Source organism: Brenneria roseae subsp. roseae (genome assembly GCF_003115845.1).
GTDB classification, from domain to species: domain Bacteria; phylum Pseudomonadota; class Gammaproteobacteria; order Enterobacterales; family Enterobacteriaceae; genus Brenneria; species Brenneria roseae.
Genome location: NZ_KZ819028.1, coordinates 103,683 through 122,155 on the forward strand (window position 1 = coordinate 103,683; position 18,473 = coordinate 122,155).

The following is an 18,473-nucleotide window of genomic DNA, read 5'->3' on the forward strand; positions in this document are numbered from 1 at the left end:
TTTCGCAGCTATCAGGGATTCTACTCATTGATTTCAGGATGCGGCAACCTGAAAGATAAAGGGAACATCCATTGATGACATAAACCGGGATAACGTACTGTTATTCCGGTTTTTTATTTACCGGCGTCACAAATCCTTTCTTATCTCCCTCTTCTTTGACTATTTAATCGCCGTATAAATATAAAGTTTTCATACAAGTTGCCGATAACTCATGTGCAATTCTATCGTGTGATTTTTGTGAAGATATCCTTCAGCAAACGACAATCTCACGGTGCCAATACCACTCGCAATGCAGGAGTCACCCGAGTAGGTAATCAAATCATAAAAGATTGGAAGAAATGGAATGGCGATAAAATTCGAAAATATCAAAGTAGGTAAAAAACTAGGATTAGGTTTCTTTCTGATCTTAATAATGACGGCGATCATTGCCGGCGCGGGCGTCATGCACATAGAGGAATTAAAGCAAAGTATTGATAAAACCAATTTAAGCAACAATATCCGTGAAGAAATCAATCAGGCCAAGTATTACCGGGCGCTATATAGTGCCAGTTACCAGTCTGAAGATATGCAAAAAAATATCCTTCACATCAATAATATGAATCAGTTGGTGTCTGAGGCGAAGCAATGGGACTGGTGGGGAAATGACACCGCGATGCTTTCTCAAATCACCGCCGCCGTTGCCGAATATCAGAAAATTCAGCAAAGCTACATTGCGGCCATCAATAAAAAAGATGACATCCGCAAAAGCTGGAACCTCTCGGAAGCAGGAAAATATTTACAACAACTCGATGATCAGTTAAAGGCTGATGAGTATAACTTTGCGCTTCAACTACAGTTTTCCGAACTCAACCAGAAATTGACCGCTATTCGCTATCATGTGCGTGGTATTCTTCTTTCCCGTGATAGAGAAGCGGAAAGCGATCTGAAGAACGCGATCGATGATGCACAAAAGACGCTGAGCGCTCTGTATCAAAACCTGCCAGCTGAGCAACAGGAAATTCTTAATCCGGTACTCGGCATCATGAACACTTATGAAGAACGGGCGTTGGCGTATATGCCTGCCTATGAGGAAGAAGTGGCGTTAGCCCGGCAGATGGGAACCATCGCCGACCAGATGAATAACGCGATCGAAACGTTGCTCGACAACCAGCTACAGTCCACCCAGCAGGATATTCGTTCTTCCGAAATTCAAATGGTCATCACCGCGCTGATTACGCTGGTGCTTGGACTGCTGATTTCCTGGTTTATTGCCCGCCAAATTACGACGCCGCTGCATCAAACGCTGGATATGGCCGAACGCATCGCCACCGGCGATCTCACCATGTCGATCAAGACCGCTCGCCGTGATGAACTAGGCCAGCTGATGAGCAGCATGGCGAAAATGAATGACAATCTGCATAACATGATCGATGAAATCCGTATCGGCGTCAGCCAGATCTCGACCGCATCAGGCGAAATCGTGGCGGGTAATACCGATCTGTCTTCACGCACCGAGCAACAGGCGGCGGCGGTCGAGCAAACGGCGGCCAGTATGGAAGAGCTGACGGCCACGGTGAAACAAAACGCCGATAACGCGCACCACGCCAATAATCTGGTCATCAGCGCGTCTCAAACCGCGAAACAAGGCGGTGAACAAGTCAACAACGTGGTGAAAACCATGAATGACATTGAACACAGCTCCAAACGCATTGCAGAAATTACCTCTGTAATTAACAGCATAGCCTTCCAGACCAATATCCTGGCGCTGAATGCCGCGGTAGAAGCCGCTCGCGCGGGCGAGCAGGGCCGGGGATTCGCCGTAGTGGCCAGCGAAGTGCGTAATCTGGCTCAACGCAGTTCGCAAGCCGCGAAAGAAATCGAAGGTTTGATCGCCGAATCCGTCCGTCAGGTGACTCAGGGAGCCGTGCTGGTCAGCAACGCAGGCAAAACCATGAGCGACATCGTGACGTCAGTCACTCAAGTACATGACATTATGGGTGAAATTGCTACCGCCTCCGATGAACAGAGTCGCGGTATCGAGCAGGTCAATCAGGCTATTGTCGAAATGGACAGCACTACCCAGCAAAATGCCGCACTGGTGGAACAATCCTCGACGGCGGCCGACTCGCTGGAAGAGCAGGCGGCACTGCTGAAGCAGGCGGTTTCCGTCTTCCGTTTATCCAATACGCGCGATGAATCAACGCCAGCCGGCATCGCTTTCTCCCAATCGCCAACGCAACTGGGCTACAAACCCTAATCAGGAACGATACATTATTATTGTGCGCAGTTCGTTACAGGCTGCGCACTTACCAATGTAAGCGCATCGAAATGCATTTGCTGCCAGACAACACGGCCAATAGCGTTATTGATTGTGTAAAGCGGCCGGGGAAAATGGCCGCTTAAAATGGCTTCGGCGCGTAGCCCGTCATCTCTTTCAGTTCCATTTCACGGCCCAGCGCCGTCATGGGATGCACGACCACCAGCCCACGGACGCTTTTCTTCAACGCGCCCATATTCGCCTGCTCTTTTTTGGTGATGGCACGGCTGAAGGGTAAGCGAGACAGTTTCTGCGCTTCCTGGCTGAGCTTCTGAACTCGTACGCTTCGCAAACGTTCGATTTCTGCCGTCAGCGTCTCGCATGCCTCCAGATTAAGGGCTATCGCTTCGGCATCACCCTGAGCAAGCAACACAGCTTGCTTGCGAGTCAACGCATCCAGTTGATCGCTAAGGCGTTTAATTTCTGCTTTTTCTTGCTCTTTCATAACCTATAAACCTGTCGTCCCTTCTTACCTGCCGTTGCCGCTTATCCGCAACGCCAATTAATCGGGGTATATCATTGAAGAATCATGCGGGGCACAAGCATACACCAAATGGCTCACCGGTGCAGTGGACGAAAACAGAGAAACAGGGGGGTTAAAAGGCTTTTTTCAAACTGATCCGGGAAATCAGTTCGGTGAGCGACAGCACCAGCGTCGAACGCACCATTTGCTGATAGCGCTGTTGCTGCATGCTGACCAGCAGTGGGTCGACGGTATCGCCGCCAGACGGTAGCGCAGGCGCAGAGGGCAGCGCGCTCACACAATGCAGTTCGCCAACCGGTCCAAGAATCTCGTCATCCGTAAAACGGTATTCATGCTCGTCATGAGCGAGCTCCTCGCCCAGCGCCATCAGCAATTCGGCGTCTTCATACTCTGTACGGCTAATCATGCCCAGGCCATAAATCAGTTTGAGACGCACAGAAAGATCGCCCAGCGGCCCCGTCCCGGTCATTAGTGGCTCAACCGCATATTTCACGGCATAGTCATCTTTGCGAAACACCTGCAACATCAGGATACTGACGGCCTCAGCCAGCAGGTCAACGGCCTTGAGCATAAAGCTGCGCACCGTTGTACCTGAGTTCAGTGTCTCAAGAACCCGGTTTTCAAACGCCTGTGTTTCTTCCATCATCACTTCTCGTACCTTTAACCCGCACACAGACCTGCTTATCTCCGGTAGGACATTCAACTAGCCAGCGCAACCATGCCCGTTTCCCGACACTATCCGTCCCACACATCCCCAACAGAACGCTCAACGGCATTATCCGTCATGCCCGCGCAGACAGACATCTTTTTAAGATCAACCAATGACATCAGGGGAAAATCCCCGCGTTCACGGGGATGACACGTGCCGGATAAAGTTTGTCAACGTTCAGAAGGCAAACATGGCGTACATCAGAACCCACCCATTATTGCATGGCGTTATACACACTCACGGCTTGCGCGACAACCTCACTGTTCGCATCCAGACCGGAGATCTGCGCCAGCGTAGCCTGTGGACCAAGGTTGCGCAACAGTTCAGCCAGCTCCTGCGCCTGCGGGTCCTGCTCGCTGCGATAGTGCATCGCCGCCGCGATACCGATAATCAGGTTGTCATGCGGTAATTGATATTCCAGCGTCCCCAACAGCGGCTTGATCAGACGATCGCCCGCACTCAGCTTACGCAACGGTTGACGCCCCACCCGCTCCACGTCATCGTGCAGATAGGGGTTTTCAAACCGGCTGAGGATTTTATTGATGTACGCCGCGTGCTTGTTGGCATCAAAACCGTAGCGTTTGATCAGTACCGCGCCGCTCTCTTCCATCGCGCCTTTGACCACGGCACGGATTTCCGGATCGAGGATCGCATCACGGATAGTCTGGTGCCGGGCCTGCTGCCCCAGATAGGCCGTAATGGCATGACCGGTGTTAAGCGTAAACAGCTTGCGCTCAACAAACGCCATCAGGTTATCGGTGAGTTCCATACCCGGAATGGCGGGCAGTTCACCGCAGAACTGGGTTTGATCAACAATCCATTCACTGAACGTTTCTACCGTTACCGCCAGCACATCGTCGCTGCCCGCTTCGGAAGGCGGAACAATACGGTCAACGGCGGAGTCCACAAATCCCACATGTTCATCGACCCATGCCAGCAGCGTTTCCGGCAGCAGTTTCAGAACGTGCTGCTTAAGCTGGCTGGTGCCGCGCACCATATTTTCACAGGCGATGATGTTCAGCGGCTGTGAATTGCCATCCTCATGACGTTTCACCAATCCCTGTGCGATCGTCCCGGCAATTTTTTCCAGAATCTGCGGCCCGACAGCAGTGGTGACCAGATCAACCGCGGCAATCAACGCGACGGCTTCCTGACTGCCGCTGTGCACCGCACTGACGTTACTTACGGTATCCAGACGCGTTTGTTCTCCCACAATACGCACCTGATAGCTTTTGCGACGGTTCAGCGCATCCAGCAGCGGCTGGCTGACGTCAGCAAATGTCAGTTCGATATTGGCATCGGCCAGCAGTTTACCAATGAATCCCCGGCCAATATTGCCGGCACCAAAATGTAATGCTTTCATCATGCTTTAACCTTTTAAAACGAAAAGATAAAAAGAGGCGGCCCGGAGGCGGCGGCATATATACCCAATAGATTTCAACGTGCAGGAAGGCGGCAATCGAGTGACCAATTCGTCGGGAACGAATCTGAACAGCCTACGATGAGAGACCGGAGGTCTCTCATTAATCCCGGTCACTTACTTAAGTAAGTGACCGGGGTAAACCGGGAACGGCCAACGCATCTGCAACTTGAAAGATGACGGGTATAATCAGGCGTTCTTTTTACCGGACAGCAGGTCGAGTACATCCTGCACGTCGTGGGTATGCGCGAGACGATCAATCACCGCGTCGTCATCAAGCGCATTAGTCAGACTGGTGATCACCTGAATGTGTTCATTGTTACGGGCGGCGATGCCGATGACCAGACGAGCCACCTCATTTTCTTCATCGCCGAAACGTACGCCATCAGGATATTGGCAGAAAACCACGCCGGTTTTCAGCACCCGATCTTTCGCTTCAATCGTACCATGCGGTACCGCGATGGATTCACCCAGATACGTGGACGTCAGTTTCTCGCGATCCAGCATCGCTTCGACATATTCCGGTTCAACATAGCCCCCCTTAACCAATTGCTCACCCGCGAAGCGAATCGCCTGCTCTTTATCGGTCGCATGCTGATTGAGAAAGATATTCTCGGCACGCAGTTGGAACAGGTTTGACGACTCGGCAGCTGCGGCGGCAGGCGCGGCAACAGACGGCGTCGCGCTCCCCTGCGCGGCAACCAGGCGGGTCGCCAGATCGCTATACAGATTACTGTCGAGGAAATTGGTCAGCGAGATATGCTGAGCCTGCGGCGCATGCCGCATTGCCCGTTCGGTCAGATCGCGGTGGGTAATAACCAGATCGACATCGTCCGGCAGGCTATTAATCGCGCTGTTGGTGACGGAGATATTGGTCAGCCCGGCATCCTGCACCTTCTTGCGCAGCACCCCCGCGCCCATCGCGCTGGAACCCATACCGGCATCACATGCCACGATGATTTTACGCACGGTGCTCAGATCGCCGCTGATGCCCGTATTCACGCCGCCCTGCCCTTTGGCGGTGGCTTTCATTTCCTGCATACGGCGAGTCGCATCGCCCAGATCGTCTTCGCTCTTTTGCTTCATGCTCTTCAGCAGAATCACAGAAACGATGAAGGAAACAGCAAATGCCGCCGTAATCGCCGCAATGTTAGCGAAGTACGCGCCTTTTGGCGTCATCGCCAGCACCGCCAGAATTGAACCCGGAGAAGCAGGAGAAACCAGACCGCCCCCCAGAATGTTAAGGGTGAACACGCCGGTCATACCGCCCAGAATCACCGCAATAATCAGACGCGGATTCATCAGGACATAAGGGAAATAAATTTCGTGAATCCCACCGAGGAAGTGGATGATCGCCGCGCCCGGTGCAGATTCTTTTGCATTGCCACGACCGAAGAACATGTAGGCCATCAATACGCCCATACCCGGACCTGGGTTGGCTTCGATCAGGAAGAAAATCGATTTTCCGGTTTCAGTAGCCTGTTGGATACCCAACGGCGAGAAGATACCGTGGTTAATGGCGTTGTTCAGGAACAGAATTTTTGCCGGTTCAACGAAAATCGAGGTGAACGGCAGCAGGTTATTCTGCACCATCAGGTTAACGCCGGCCGCCAGTACATGGGAGAACACCTCAACCAGCGGACCGATAGCCAGGAATGCCAGAATAGCCAGCAACATGCCGAGGATACCGGCAGAGAAGTTGTTGACCAGCATTTCAAAACCGCTTTTGATTTTACCGTCAACCATTCTGTCGAAACGCTTGATTGCCCAGCCGCCCAGCGGGCCAACAATCATTGCGCCCAGGAACATGGGAATATCCGTCCCGGCGATCACCCCCATGGTCGTGATGGCGCCCACCACGCCGCCGCGTTCACCAAAGACCAGACGGCCACCGGTATAACCGATCAGCAACGGCAGCAGATAGGTAATCATCGGACCGACGAGATTCGCCAGCGTCTCGTTGGGAATCCAGCCTGTAGGAATAAACAGTGCGGTAATAATACCCCAGGCGATGAATGCGCCAATATTGGGCATCACCATGTTGCTCAGAAAGCGGCCAAAATTTTGCACTTTGACCTTAAAGTCTGGTGAAAGCATAAAAACACACCCCTATTGAGACGCGCTGACAATAAGAGCGCGTGATAATTATCGTGAGACGCTGTGACAACCATTCATCACATGAACGTCCCCGTCTGTATTGCTATATGCAACGCGGACTCTAGCACGCTGTTTTCATACCGCAACTTCACGGCATAAACGTGACAAAAATCACACAATCACCCTACATTACCGCCACAAATAGGTGATTAACTTCACAAAAAAGCCTTAAAAAGGCCAAAATCTCACGCCGCCAGCCAGTATCCCTTAGCTATATTTGTGATACTAATCACATTTCAACTCATGCCATTTGTTTTGATTATGTGATTCTTATCACAATTTATTTTCACCCCAGTCCCCGTTTCCCCCCTCAATGGTCGAACTTACGGCGCGGCGGCGACACCCAGCGACGTTAGCGCGCTCAACAGATTCTGCTGCTGCGCAGATAACCCCGATATCATGCCGTTGTACTGAGCCACCTGTTGTGGCGTATGAAACTGCACCAAGGCACCGTTGTAAACGACCTGATCGCCTTGCGCCTGCAAATAATCCCCCACCTGAATCAGACTCTGGGCAAACGAAATCGCGCTGGGGATCAACGGCAGCAATATGTTGGTCGGCTGCGTCACCACGCGGTTATACAATCGGTCATAGCCAACTTGTAATTCTTCCGGTTGTTTGAGCGCGCGGCGGGCATTATCCGCTTGCGCTTTTGCCGTCTGAATATGCTGCCCCAGCATATTTATGGCGCCGATAGACTGGCGGAGCGCGTCACGTTGAGACAGGAAATCTTCGGGGACGCGTATACGGGAAACCTGCGCCATCATTGGCGTCAGGCTACCGGCTACGGCCTGATGAAACTGCTGGGAAAAGGTGGTCAAAATCGCGTAATCGTTAACAAAAGGCCCGAAATTCTTCTTTTGTTCTTCTGTCAATTCAGGCAGTTTCCCATCCTGTTGCAGTTGAACATTCTGCACGAAAGCCGTAAACGCTTTACGCTGATCGGCTTCGCTATCGCCACATCCCGCCATCTGCAATGCCATAAAAAATACGAAAACAGACCACAGCCAACGTGTGCGATATTCCATCACTCCTCTCATTCCATGCTCCTGTTTTTATATGCTCTATACCCGATAGATTTATGATCGGCATTCATGCCCGTCCTCCTATGGGCATCGCTAACGTGACGTTAAAAAACGCCTGTGGCGGGGCTGAATATACAGCCAACGCGTCTGCAACCTGAAAGATGACGGGTATACGATTGTCCGGCTACGATTAAGCATAGTCGGCTCAACCCGGCTGTGCCGAGATGTTGTTCACTTAAAGTCGGATTGTGCGCCAGCACACAAGATTGATGACAAAGACGGCGTAAGCCGCATCTGATTAAACGCAACCACGAACCATCCGGGATCGAAAAATCGATCCCGGATGACATCGGTCAGCAAGACGCCGGATTATTGTCCGTAATACGCCGCGGTATACAGATCCCGCATGTCTTCTACCTGAGGATTACCCGGATTGGTTAACGTGCAGGGATCGGCCAGCGCATTGCTGCTCATCCGGTCGAGTACCTGCGTAAATTTCGTCTCACAGAAATCCACCTCATCACACTCACGTAGCGTATCGGGGATATTTAGTCGGTGATTCAGATCCCGAATAGCGCTGGCCAGGTTGATAATGCCAAAGCGTTTCTCAATCTGCTGATATTTGTTTGTCCAGTGGCTGTTATATTGGATCACATAGGGCAGTAGAATGGCGTTGGCCAGCCCATGCGTAACGCCAAATTCACCACCCAGCTTATGCGCCAGCGAATGGATAATCCCCAGCGACGCATTAGTGAAGGCGATACCCGCCAGAGCCGACGCATTATGCATGTGGTAACGTGCGCGCATGTTATTCGGCGACAGATACGCCGTTTCCAGATTCTCAAACACCAGCCGAACCGCTTCCAGCGCGTAGGGATCGGTAAACGACGTGGCTGACGTGGATACATAGGCTTCCAGCGCATGAGTCAACACATCCATCCCCGAGTAGGCGGTAACGTGCGGCGGGCAGGTGGCGGGGATCGCCGGATCGAGGATCGCAATATCCGGCACCATATCGGACGCCACGATAGGATATTTGATGTGGCTTTGCGTATCGGTAATCACGGAAAAAGCCGTAATTTCCGACGCGGAACCGCTGGTTGAGGGAATGGCGACAAACCTGGCTTTGTTACGCAGTGGGGGCATGGAGCCGACGGGTAAGATATCTTCAAACGTCAGGTGCGGATGCTCATAGAAACACCACATGACTTTTGCCGCATCAATGGCGGAACCGCCGCCGAGCGCGACAATCCAGTCCGGTTCAAACTCCAGCATGGCTTTCGCGCCACGCTGGACCGTGCTAACCGAAGGGTTGGGTTCAACATTGTCAATAATCAGGCACGCCATCCCCGCTTGTTCGAGCAGTTGCTCGGTACGCGCCAGAAAACCGTGCCGTTTCATCGAACTACCGCCGGTCACGATCGCCGCCTTGCGTCCGCGCAGAGTGGCGAGCCGTTCCAACGCATCTTCACCATAGGTGATATCACGCGGGATAGAAAAGCTAATCGAACTCATAATAATCTCCTGTAATTAATAATAAACTATATAAATAGCATTACAGCAGACAGAGAGTAACGACGTTATCAGTTCAAAGTACGTTGGTTATTAATTCATTCTTTATTCGTCCAATTTGACCAATAGCATCCCCTTCTCTGCCTCGAAATCAATAAAAAAATAAATAACCAAAATCATTAAATTATTTATTTTTAGTGATGCTTATCGCACCTTGATCGTAACCACAGGCTGTTTCAGTATAGGCTCGCCATTGGCTAAGAATTGTGATCTTCACTCTATTTCACAAAAAATGAAATAGTATAAAAAACCACAACAACGTTCAGGAAAAAATAAGGTTAGCGGTATAAGTAATACACATAAGAAATAATTATCGCCATGTTGAAAAGATGAAAAATTAATTGTTTACGCACGTTAATGGGATGATATTTAATTTACGTTCATGTGTTAATTAATCAATACTGAACGATCAACGGCCCACAGTGTTGGCACATGGCAGCATCAGGTCAGAAGCGTATGTTGCAGGCGCTGTTTTTCCTTTAAATATCAGGCCACTCAGATATCCACTCACCAGCATTTCCGGTATGCCGGCCCATTCATATAAAAATATGCCCGTCCTGAATTTTCTTTACTAAAACCTTTTACTTCAGATAAATAGGTTGGAGCCCAGTCCACCACGCCATACCGAATAAAATAAACAAAAACACCATTGATAAAACGCAACGCACACATGACGGGAATACCCAACACCACTCCCCGAACAAGTGCAAAGACGATGCCAATAAACGCGCTGATTAATAACCCCGTTGTCGCACAATATTCAGGATTTTATCTATCAGAAATACTTCCCATGACAAATTTACTTATTCCACAAGCAATAGACCGTAAAGTGCAGGATGTGCCTAAAGACGCGTTGGTATAACCATAATCTTCTATCATATAAGGCGTGCGAGACGGCCATTCTTCCTTAAGAGATAAAATACGCTGATCGACACCATTTATCGCATTTGGCATTGAAGAAACGTTTTAAGAACGAAGACGCTACGGGGTTGAGTCGGGATCAGGAGGGATGAATCTCAGACCCCGGCACGGACAATGCCGGGGTCTGTACAAGGAGTTATTGCAATACAGAAATATCCGCGACTTGCAGGAACAACTCACGCAGTTTGCTGAGCAATGTCAGACGGTTGACACGCAATTGCTCATCATCCGCCATCACCATCACCCGATCGAAGAAGGCATCAACCGGTTCGCGCAGCGAAGCCAGTTCCGCTAACGCTTCCTGATAATGGCCCTCGGCAAACAGCGGTTCCAGCTTATCAGTCAGCACCACGACGTGCGTCGCCAGCGTGATTTCCGCCGGGTCTTTCAATACCGACGCATCAACATTCGCTTTCAGCGTATCGCTGGATTTCGCCAGAATATTGGAAACCCGCTTGTTGGCGGCGGCCAGCGCTGCCGCCGCGTCGAGCGTACGGAAGTGGCTGACCGCTTTCACCCGGGCATCAAAATCAGCCGGACGGGTCGGACGACGCGCCAATACCGCCTGAATGGTATCCACGCTATGGCCTTCTTCCTGATACCAGGCGCGGAAACGGCCGAGCATAAACTCAATCACATCATCCACTACCCTGGCGTTGGTCAGTTTGTCGCCGTACAGACGCACCGCTTCTTCCGCCAGGGTCTGCAAATCGAGCGGCAAACGCTTTTCGACGATGATACGCAGCACGCCCAGCGCCGCACGACGCAAGGCAAACGGGTCTTTATCCCCTTTAGGATGTTGACCAATGCCAAAAATCCCGGCCAGCGTATCCATTTTGTCGGCAATCGCCAGCGCACAGGCCACCGGGGAGGATGGCAGGGCGTCACCGGCAAAACGCGGCTGATACTGTTCGTTCAACGCAACGGCAACATCCTCCGCCTCGCCGTCGTGACGCGCATAGTGCATCCCCATCACGCCCTGCGTGTCGGTGAACTCAAACACCATGTTGGTCATCAGATCGCACTTGGACAGCAGACCTGCGCGAGTCGCGTGATTCACATCCGCACCAATCTGAGCGGCAACCCAGCCCGCCAGCGCCTGAATGCGATTGGTTTTATCACGCAGCGTCCCCAGCTGTTGCTGGAACAGGACGGTTTCCAGGCGCGGCAGATGATCTTCCAGACGCTTTTTACGGTCGGTGTTGAAGAAGAATTCGGCATCCGCCAGACGCGGACGCACCACTTTTTCATTACCGGAGATAATCTGCTGCGGATCTTTGGATTCGATGTTGGCGACAAAAATGAAGTTCGGCAGCAGCTTGCCGCTGTTATCGTAAACCGGGAAGTATTTCTGGTCGCCCTTCATGGTATACACCAGCGCTTCGGACGGCACCGCAAGGAATTTTTCTTCAAACTTCGCCGTCAGCACCACCGGCCATTCAACCAGCGAGGTGACTTCTTCCAGCAGGCTGTCGCTCAGATCGGCGTTCCCGCCAATCTTGCGAGCGGCGTCTTCGGCATCTGCCTTGATTTTGGCTTTACGCTGGTCGTAATCCGCCATGACCTTACCGCGCTCCAGCAGGATTTCAGGGTACTGATCGGCATTGTCGATGGTGAATTCCGCTGCACCCATAAAGCGGTGACCACGGATCGTGCGGGCGGAATCAATGCCCAACACCTGACCGGGGATCAGTTCGTCGCCCAGCAGTAAGGTTACGGTATGAACCGGACGCACAAACTGGGTTTCTTTATCGCCCCAGTGCATCAGTTTCGGGATAGGCAGCTTAGCCAACGCCGTGCTCACCATCCCCGCCAGCAGAGCCTGAGCCTGCTCGCCTTTAACCTGCGCGCGGTATAACAACCACTCGCCTTTATCGGTTGTCAGACGCTCAGCCTGAGAGACCGTGATACCACAACCGCGCGCCCAGCCTTCGGCCGCTTTGGTCGGATTGCCATCCGCACCAAACGCCTGAGCAATCGCCGGGCCGCGTTTTTCTATTTCACGATCCGGCTGCGCGGCGCTCAACGCCTCTACTTTCAACGCCAGACGGCGCGGCGCGGCAAACCAGCGCACATCGCCATGGGTCAAGCCGGCGGCATCCAGCTCGGCGGTAAAATGGGCGGCAAAAGATTCCGCCAGATTACGGAGAGCCTTCGGCGGCAGCTCTTCCGTGCCGATTTCCACCAGAAAAGTCTTGTCAGTCATGGCTGCCTCTTAGCTCTCTTTCTTATTGCACACGTTTTTATTGCACAGGGGGAAGCCCAGCGCCTCGCGGGAAGCATAATAGGCTTCCGCTACCGCTTTGGTCAGGGTACGAATACGCAGGATGTAGCGCTGACGTTCGGTAACGGAAATCGCTTTACGCGCGTCCAGCAGGTTAAAGCTGTGCGCCGCTTTCAAAATACGTTCGTAAGCCGGTAACGGCAGCGGTTTTTCCAGCGCCAGCAGATGCTGCGCTTCCTTTTCATACTGTTCAAAACAGCTGAACAGGAAATCGACATCGGCGTATTCGAAGTTATAGGTCGATTGCTCGACTTCATTCTGATGGAATACATCGCCGTAGGTGGTTTTGCCCAGCGGGCCGTCACTCCAGACCAGATCGTAAACGCTGTCCACGCCCTGAATGTACATCGCCAGACGTTCCAGACCATACGTGATCTCGCCGGTAACCGGCTTGCACTCCAGACCGCCAACCTGCTGGAAGTAAGTAAACTGGGTCACTTCCATGCCATTCAGCCAGACTTCCCAACCCAATCCCCAGGCGCCCAGCGTCGGGTTTTCCCAGTTGTCTTCCACGAAACGAATGTCATGGATGGTCGGGTCCATACCCAGCTCTTTCAATGAGCCAAGATAGAGTTCCTGAATATTATCGGGCGATGGCTTAATCACGACCTGAAACTGGTAGTAGTGTTGCAGACGGTTGGGATTTTCGCCGTAGCGGCCATCGGTAGGACGGCGGGAAGGTTGGACATAGGCGGTAGCCATCGGCTCAGGTCCGAGCGCTCGCAGACAGGTCATCGGATGTGAGGTGCCTGCACCGACTTCCATGTCCAACGGTTGGACAATGGTACAGCCCTGACGCGCCCAATAATCCTGTAATGTCAGGATCAGGCCCTGGAAGGTCTTGGTATCAAACTTTTGCATGTTGGATTCGCACGCGACACAAGTGGATTTACAATGAAGGCGCCAGTATACCCTCTGAGTGCAAGATATACAGCCAGAATGCGGCAACAAGTTCATATCGGTGGCGATTTTTCATGCGGGCAGGAGACGTGCGCGTCAATTTGCAGGAATAGAGGAGAAAAACCAGACGTTCCGATCGCCAGCTCCCGTTTTACCTGCTCATCACGACATTATCCGTAATGTATGTCTCGAATTATTCGGCCAACGAACGCCGCAGATAGTCTGCAAATAGTTGGTAAAGCTCTCCCTGCGTCGTGACATTCAGGATCAGTTGAATAGCGGGAACCCCTGGCGCCCCATATGCCGAAGAAAGAACCTGGAGATCCCCAGTTACTGCTTTTTGCGGTAATAGACCAATACCAAGCCCATTCGCGGCGGCACTTTTTATATTCTCAAACGATGCGCTGACATAAGAGAGGAAATAGGGCTTGCCGGCACGCTCCAGCGCCTGTATTGCGCATGTTCTGATGACGCATCCTTCAGGAAAAGTAATAAGGGGTATTTCAGGAATATTGTTGAAGTGTTCTTTCTTTGAAGAGACCCAATGCAATTGCTCCACGCTAAGAACGCTTTCCGTATCGGCAATGATTGGCTGACCCGCTATTTTCTTAAGAATGACCACATCCAAATTCCGGCGCTCAGACAAAACGGCAAGGGCCGAAGATGAGGCCGCGGTAATTTCAACCCTTAGCTCCGGGTTTTCCTCCAGGCACCATGAAACCGCTTTATGCAAGTTATCGACCCTAAAATCATCCGGCACGCCGAGGGTAATCTTTCCGCGTAATTGGAACTTCCGAACAGATTGAATCGCCCGGGTCATACGAGTAAGGATATCCCGCGCGGCGGGAAGTAACTGCTGCCCCTCATCCGTCAAACCCACAATATGCCCCTGGCGCCGGTTGATCAATCGACAGCCGATGTCTGCTTCCAACCGCTTGAGGCTGATGCTGAGGGTTGATTGAGTTCGCCCCAGCTCTTCGCCTGCACGCCCAAAGCCGCCATGATCGGCGACGAACACAAATGCACGTAGTTGCTCAAGCGTCACACTACGTCCATCAAAGCGGTCTGTGCCAATGTCCTGATCCACTGCCGGCTTCTCCAACTGCGTCAAAATTGATGAAATCAATTATAACAAAGAAACTATTTATTTAATAAATAGAAGCATTTGATACAGCATTGAGGAGCAGGCAGAAATCTGATGATGAATCATTAAAACCAGCCCATATGAAAGAATTCGATCATTTCGTACGGTTCCGATGTCATGCCCGCAGCACATGTTCGCCAGTATAAAACCGACATTATCGTCATTGGTTATCCCCGGAGATGTTCAGGGATTTCAACGATATGCACATTGCCATTCTCCCTGCGAGGTCGACCGCCGATGTTTATGATTGTTGCCCCAATATTTATGGTTATCTTTATTGGCTATGGCTACGGACACCTGCGTCCTGATGACCGGTCATCCGACAAATTGATCAACGACTATGTGCTGTATGTCGCACTGCCGGCTCTGTTATTTCTCGCCATAGCAAAAGCCGATATTAGCGAACTCAACCAGTCAGGCTTCATCGTTGCCACGCTTGCAGGCATCGCGGCGGTGTATATCGCCGGTACGCTGATCGCGAAAATAATGGGGTTTGGCATGCCGCAGTCCGCGATTCTGAGTATGGGGGCCAGCTATGGTACGACCGGATATATGGGCGTCCCGATTTTGATCTCCGTATACGGAGAATCGGCCGCGCTCCCGGCCGCAATCGCCACCATCCTCCATAACATTCCGACGATCATGGCCGTTATCATTACCTACGACATCTTGTCGAATCGGAACGTTGGCGACAAATCATCCGTGATTAAAAGCATTCTCAACGCAATAAAGACAACCGTTACCAATCCACTGACCGTTGCCGTTATTGCCGGGCTGGTATTTGTTTTTCTAGAAATTCCCGTGCCTGATTTTCTCACGTCCTTCGCCAGCTTTCTGGGTGGCGCCGCAGGCCCCACGGCCTTATTTGCCCTGGGGTTGGGGCTGGCAAGACTCAATATCCGGAAGCATGCGAACAGGGAGGTGCTCAAACTGGTTGTACCCATGGTTATCCTCAAGCTGGTTATACAACCAGCCATAACGTTTGCCATAGCCTATTACCTGTTCGGCATGCAGAAAACTGACACTATCTGGCCGATCGCCGCCATCGTCATGGCCGCGCAACCCATAGGGGCTGGCGTTTACGTTTTCTCTAATAAATATGGCTTCAAACAGGAAGTCATATCACTTTCAATCATTATTTCCCTGCTGATTGCCCTCATCACGATCCCCGTGATCCTATCGCTATTTCCGGTTTTGGGCGCTGAATAGTATGAAGCCCAGAGGAGAGTGAGCAGCGTTTGGGCCGGACGGTACGGCAAGGATTACCCCGTAAACACCGTTTGCAGCATCTTCAGGCTGAGTAATAACAGCAGCGCCGCAAAGGCTTTCTTCAGGGTCGCAACCGGTAAACGGTGAGCCAGACGGGCGCCGACCGGTGCGGTGAAATAGCTCACTGCCGAAATCAGCACTACCGCGGGCAGGGAGACATAGCCGATGCTGTAATCAGGCAGCCCGGCCATTGACCAACCGTTGATCATGTAACCCAACGCCCCGGACAGCGCGATGGGCAGCCCCACCGCCGCCGAGGTCCCGATCGCCTGCTGAATTCGCACGTTGCACCAGGTGAGGAACGGCACCGTCAGCGAGCCGCCGCCAATCGCCACCAGCGCGGAAATGCTGCCAATCACCAGGCCCGCCAGTGAAATCCCCGCCGTGCCGGGTAATTGACGCTGCGGCTTGGGCTTGATATTCAGCACCATTTGCAGGGAAACATAGGCCATAAAACAGGAAAAAAAGATCGCCAGCGCACGCGTCGGCAACAGCGTTGCCAGCCAGGTAGCGGCAAATGTCCCAATCAGAATCGCGGGCGTAATCCGCAATACGACAGGCCATAACACAGCCTGATGCTGATGATGGGTACGCAGGCTGGAAATGGCCGTAATCACAATCGCCGCCATTGATGTCCCCAATGCCATATGTACCAGATGCTCATTCTGTACACCCTGGGCAGCAAACATCGCGGTCAGGATCGGCACCATGATGCCTCCGCCGCCAATCCCCAATAATCCGGCCATGAACCCCACTACCGCGCCTAACGCCAGATAGGCCAAAATCCACTCAACCGCCATTCCATTCCCCAATTTGTCGTTTGTTATCGTTTTTTATAACATCGCCTGAACCACAAAGTACCTGATGCGCCTCATCCCACGCGGGTCCACCGTCATCATATCCGTGAGCAACCACGCAAAAGTCTGGTTGCATATACAGTATTTTAAATGCAATGATCGCCCTGCGGCTGGCTGCGGCCCCAAACAACGGCCGGATAAAACAACCAACGCACTTGCAACACGAAAGATGACGGATATATCAATAACAACAACACCGCCAAATAACAACCTGCCGACAGGCCATGGCTGATAGGAAAATAAAATGAATCGTTGTGGTTGGGTTACCCAGGACGCGCTTTATCAGGACTATCATGACAATGAATGGGGCAAGCCCTGCAAGGATAGCCAGAAGCTGTTCGAGCTGCTTTGTCTGGAAGGCCAGCAGGCCGGATTGTCATGGATTACCGTATTAAAAAAACGTGAAAATTACCGTCGCTGTTTTCATCAGTTCAATCCTGAGCGCATTGCCCGGATGACCGAGGACGATGTAACCATGCTGTTGCAGGACAGCGGTATTATCCGTCATCGCGGGAAAATCGAAGCCATTATTACCAATGCCCGCGCCTGGCTGGCGCTGGAAAATCAGGGAGAGAGCTTCTCGCATTTCATCTGGTCGTTTGTCGACCATAAGCCGTTGATTAATCAACCGGTATCGCTTGCCAATATCCCGGCTAAAACGGCTATCTCGGATGCCATGTCAAAAGCGCTGAAAAAACGCGGCTTCAAGTTTATCGGCTCCACCATTTGCTACGCCTTTATGCAGGCAGGCGGGTTGGTGAACGATCATACCGTCGACTGCTGCTGTTATCAGGAAGCAGCAAAATGATTCGCGCGTATCAGGAACCCGATCTGGCCTCGTTGATGTCCCTGTGGCTGGAAAGTACCACGCTGGCGCATCCTTTTATCAATCAGGAATACTGGCGGGAAAGCGCCGGGCAGGTGCGTGATGTCTACATTCCCCAATCGCAAACCTGGGTGTATGAGGAACAGGGGCAGATTATCGGCTTTATCAGCGTGCTGGATGCCTGTTTCATCGGCGCCTTGTTCGTCGAACAGCGGTTTCACGGTAAACACATCGGTGCGGCGTTAATCAGACACGTTCAGCAATATTTTCCTCTACTACTGTTGGAGGTCTATCAACAGAACGAACGAGCCTGTGCATTTTACCGTAAACAGGGGTTCGTGGTCACCGCAGAGCATTTTAATCACGAAACCCAAGCCACAACGTTGATTATGCAGTGGGCATCCAAAGAATAGTCACCCGCCAAACACCCTCGGTTAATCCGCTCTCTTCGCCGCCGCTCCCCTGCCCAAACATACCGTCGGATACCACTCTTTCCGCACGCGCATAAAGCTCAAAAATTCACCGCAAAGGTATTACATTGGTATTATTTGATGTTACGCTATGCGCAAATGGCAGACGGAGATCCCATCATTTCCGGCGCCCGACATT

14 protein-coding genes are annotated in these 18,473 nt (G+C 51.9%); 4 read left to right on the forward strand and 10 right to left on the reverse strand.

Annotation, left to right across the window (positions count from 1 at the left end):
* The first annotated feature begins 343 nt into the window (after positions 1-343).
* Positions 344-2,236, forward strand: a complete 1,893-nt coding sequence (locus DDT52_RS11080) for a methyl-accepting chemotaxis protein (protein ID WP_136156403.1) — start codon at positions 344-346, stop codon at positions 2,234-2,236.
* Positions 2,237-2,378: 142 nt separating this feature from the next.
* Here the strand turns inward: DDT52_RS11080 and DDT52_RS11085 are convergent, their stop codons facing one another.
* From DDT52_RS11085 to DDT52_RS11125, 9 genes are all read right to left on the reverse strand, one after another.
* Positions 2,379-2,741: a YibL family ribosome-associated protein gene (locus DDT52_RS11085; protein WP_136156404.1), complete on the reverse strand. Its 363-nt coding sequence runs from the start codon at positions 2,739-2,741 to the stop codon at positions 2,379-2,381.
* A gap of 151 nt (positions 2,742-2,892) precedes the next feature.
* Positions 2,893-3,426, reverse strand: coding sequence for an MltR family transcriptional regulator (locus tag DDT52_RS11090; protein ID WP_210732703.1), 534 nt, complete (start codon positions 3,424-3,426; stop codon positions 2,893-2,895).
* Between the two features lie 277 nt (positions 3,427-3,703).
* A complete protein-coding gene (locus tag DDT52_RS11095; protein WP_136156553.1) occupies positions 3,704-4,852 on the reverse strand; it encodes a mannitol-1-phosphate 5-dehydrogenase in 1,149 nt (382 codons plus the stop codon).
* A gap of 246 nt (positions 4,853-5,098) precedes the next feature.
* Positions 5,099-7,006 (reverse strand): PTS mannitol transporter subunit IICBA, encoded by a 1,908-nt coding sequence (locus tag DDT52_RS11100; RefSeq protein ID WP_136156405.1) that lies wholly within the window; start codon positions 7,004-7,006, stop codon positions 5,099-5,101.
* A 383-nt stretch (positions 7,007-7,389) separates the two neighbouring features.
* Entirely contained in the window at positions 7,390-8,106 is a 717-nt protein-coding gene (locus DDT52_RS11105; protein WP_247595515.1) for a DUF3053 domain-containing protein, read from the reverse strand.
* A 354-nt stretch (positions 8,107-8,460) separates the two neighbouring features.
* On the reverse strand, positions 8,461-9,606 hold the full coding sequence (locus DDT52_RS11110) for an iron-containing alcohol dehydrogenase (protein ID WP_136156406.1): 1,146 nt from the start codon (positions 9,604-9,606) through the stop codon (positions 8,461-8,463).
* A gap of 1,114 nt (positions 9,607-10,720) precedes the next feature.
* Positions 10,721-12,790 (reverse strand): glycine--tRNA ligase subunit beta, encoded by a 2,070-nt coding sequence (gene glyS / locus DDT52_RS11115; protein ID WP_136156407.1) that lies wholly within the window; start codon positions 12,788-12,790, stop codon positions 10,721-10,723.
* Positions 12,791-12,799: 9 nt separating this feature from the next.
* Positions 12,800-13,729 (reverse strand): glycine--tRNA ligase subunit alpha, encoded by a 930-nt coding sequence (glyQ, locus tag DDT52_RS11120; RefSeq protein WP_109054359.1) that lies wholly within the window; start codon positions 13,727-13,729, stop codon positions 12,800-12,802.
* 232 nt (positions 13,730-13,961) lie between these two features.
* Complete coding sequence (locus tag DDT52_RS11125; protein WP_247595516.1) at positions 13,962-14,855, reverse strand: LysR family transcriptional regulator; 894 nt, start codon at positions 14,853-14,855, stop codon at positions 13,962-13,964.
* 294 nt (positions 14,856-15,149) lie between these two features.
* Between DDT52_RS11125 and DDT52_RS11130 the strand changes: the two genes are divergently transcribed.
* Positions 15,150-16,121 carry an AEC family transporter gene (locus DDT52_RS11130; protein ID WP_136156408.1) on the forward strand — a complete coding sequence of 324 codons (972 nt, stop codon included), beginning with the start codon at positions 15,150-15,152 and terminating at the stop codon, positions 16,119-16,121.
* A gap of 53 nt (positions 16,122-16,174) precedes the next feature.
* Here the strand turns inward: DDT52_RS11130 and DDT52_RS11135 are convergent, their stop codons facing one another.
* Positions 16,175-16,981: a sulfite exporter TauE/SafE family protein gene (locus DDT52_RS11135; protein ID WP_136156409.1), complete on the reverse strand. Its 807-nt coding sequence runs from the start codon at positions 16,979-16,981 to the stop codon at positions 16,175-16,177.
* Between the two features lie 301 nt (positions 16,982-17,282).
* Between DDT52_RS11135 and DDT52_RS11140 the strand changes: the two genes are divergently transcribed.
* Both DDT52_RS11140 and DDT52_RS11145 read left to right on the forward strand, forming a co-directional pair.
* Positions 17,283-17,846, forward strand: a complete 564-nt coding sequence (locus DDT52_RS11140) for a DNA-3-methyladenine glycosylase I (RefSeq protein ID WP_136156410.1) — start codon at positions 17,283-17,285, stop codon at positions 17,844-17,846.
* Positions 17,843-18,277, forward strand: coding sequence for an N-acetyltransferase (locus tag DDT52_RS11145; protein WP_136156411.1), 435 nt, complete (start codon positions 17,843-17,845; stop codon positions 18,275-18,277). The genes DDT52_RS11140 and DDT52_RS11145 overlap by 4 nt, the downstream gene beginning before the upstream one ends.
* Positions 18,278-18,473 lie beyond the last annotated feature (196 nt).

Coding starts and splice junctions, on each gene's coding strand:
- DDT52_RS11110 (WP_136156406.1), bottom strand. CDS start 9,606: ATGAGTTCGATTAGCTTTTCTATCCCGCGTGATATCACCTATGGTGAA.
- glyS (WP_136156407.1), bottom strand. CDS start 12,790: ATGACTGACAAGACTTTTCTGGTGGAAATCGGCACGGAAGAGCTGCCG.
- DDT52_RS11105 (WP_247595515.1), bottom strand. CDS start 8,106: ATGAGAGGAGTGATGGAATATCGCACACGTTGGCTGTGGTCTGTTTTC.
- DDT52_RS11130 (WP_136156408.1), top strand. CDS start 15,150: ATGTTTATGATTGTTGCCCCAATATTTATGGTTATCTTTATTGGCTAT.
- DDT52_RS11090 (WP_210732703.1), bottom strand. CDS start 3,426: ATGATGGAAGAAACACAGGCGTTTGAAAACCGGGTTCTTGAGACACTG.
- glyQ (WP_109054359.1), bottom strand. CDS start 13,729: ATGCAAAAGTTTGATACCAAGACCTTCCAGGGCCTGATCCTGACATTA.
- DDT52_RS11140 (WP_136156410.1), top strand. CDS start 17,283: ATGAATCGTTGTGGTTGGGTTACCCAGGACGCGCTTTATCAGGACTAT.
- DDT52_RS11085 (WP_136156404.1), bottom strand. CDS start 2,741: ATGAAAGAGCAAGAAAAAGCAGAAATTAAACGCCTTAGCGATCAACTG.
- DDT52_RS11080 (WP_136156403.1), top strand. CDS start 344: ATGGCGATAAAATTCGAAAATATCAAAGTAGGTAAAAAACTAGGATTA.
- DDT52_RS11100 (WP_136156405.1), bottom strand. CDS start 7,006: ATGCTTTCACCAGACTTTAAGGTCAAAGTGCAAAATTTTGGCCGCTTT.
- DDT52_RS11135 (WP_136156409.1), bottom strand. CDS start 16,981: ATGGCGGTTGAGTGGATTTTGGCCTATCTGGCGTTAGGCGCGGTAGTG.
- DDT52_RS11095 (WP_136156553.1), bottom strand. CDS start 4,852: ATGAAAGCATTACATTTTGGTGCCGGCAATATTGGCCGGGGATTCATT.
- DDT52_RS11145 (WP_136156411.1), top strand. CDS start 17,843: ATGATTCGCGCGTATCAGGAACCCGATCTGGCCTCGTTGATGTCCCTG.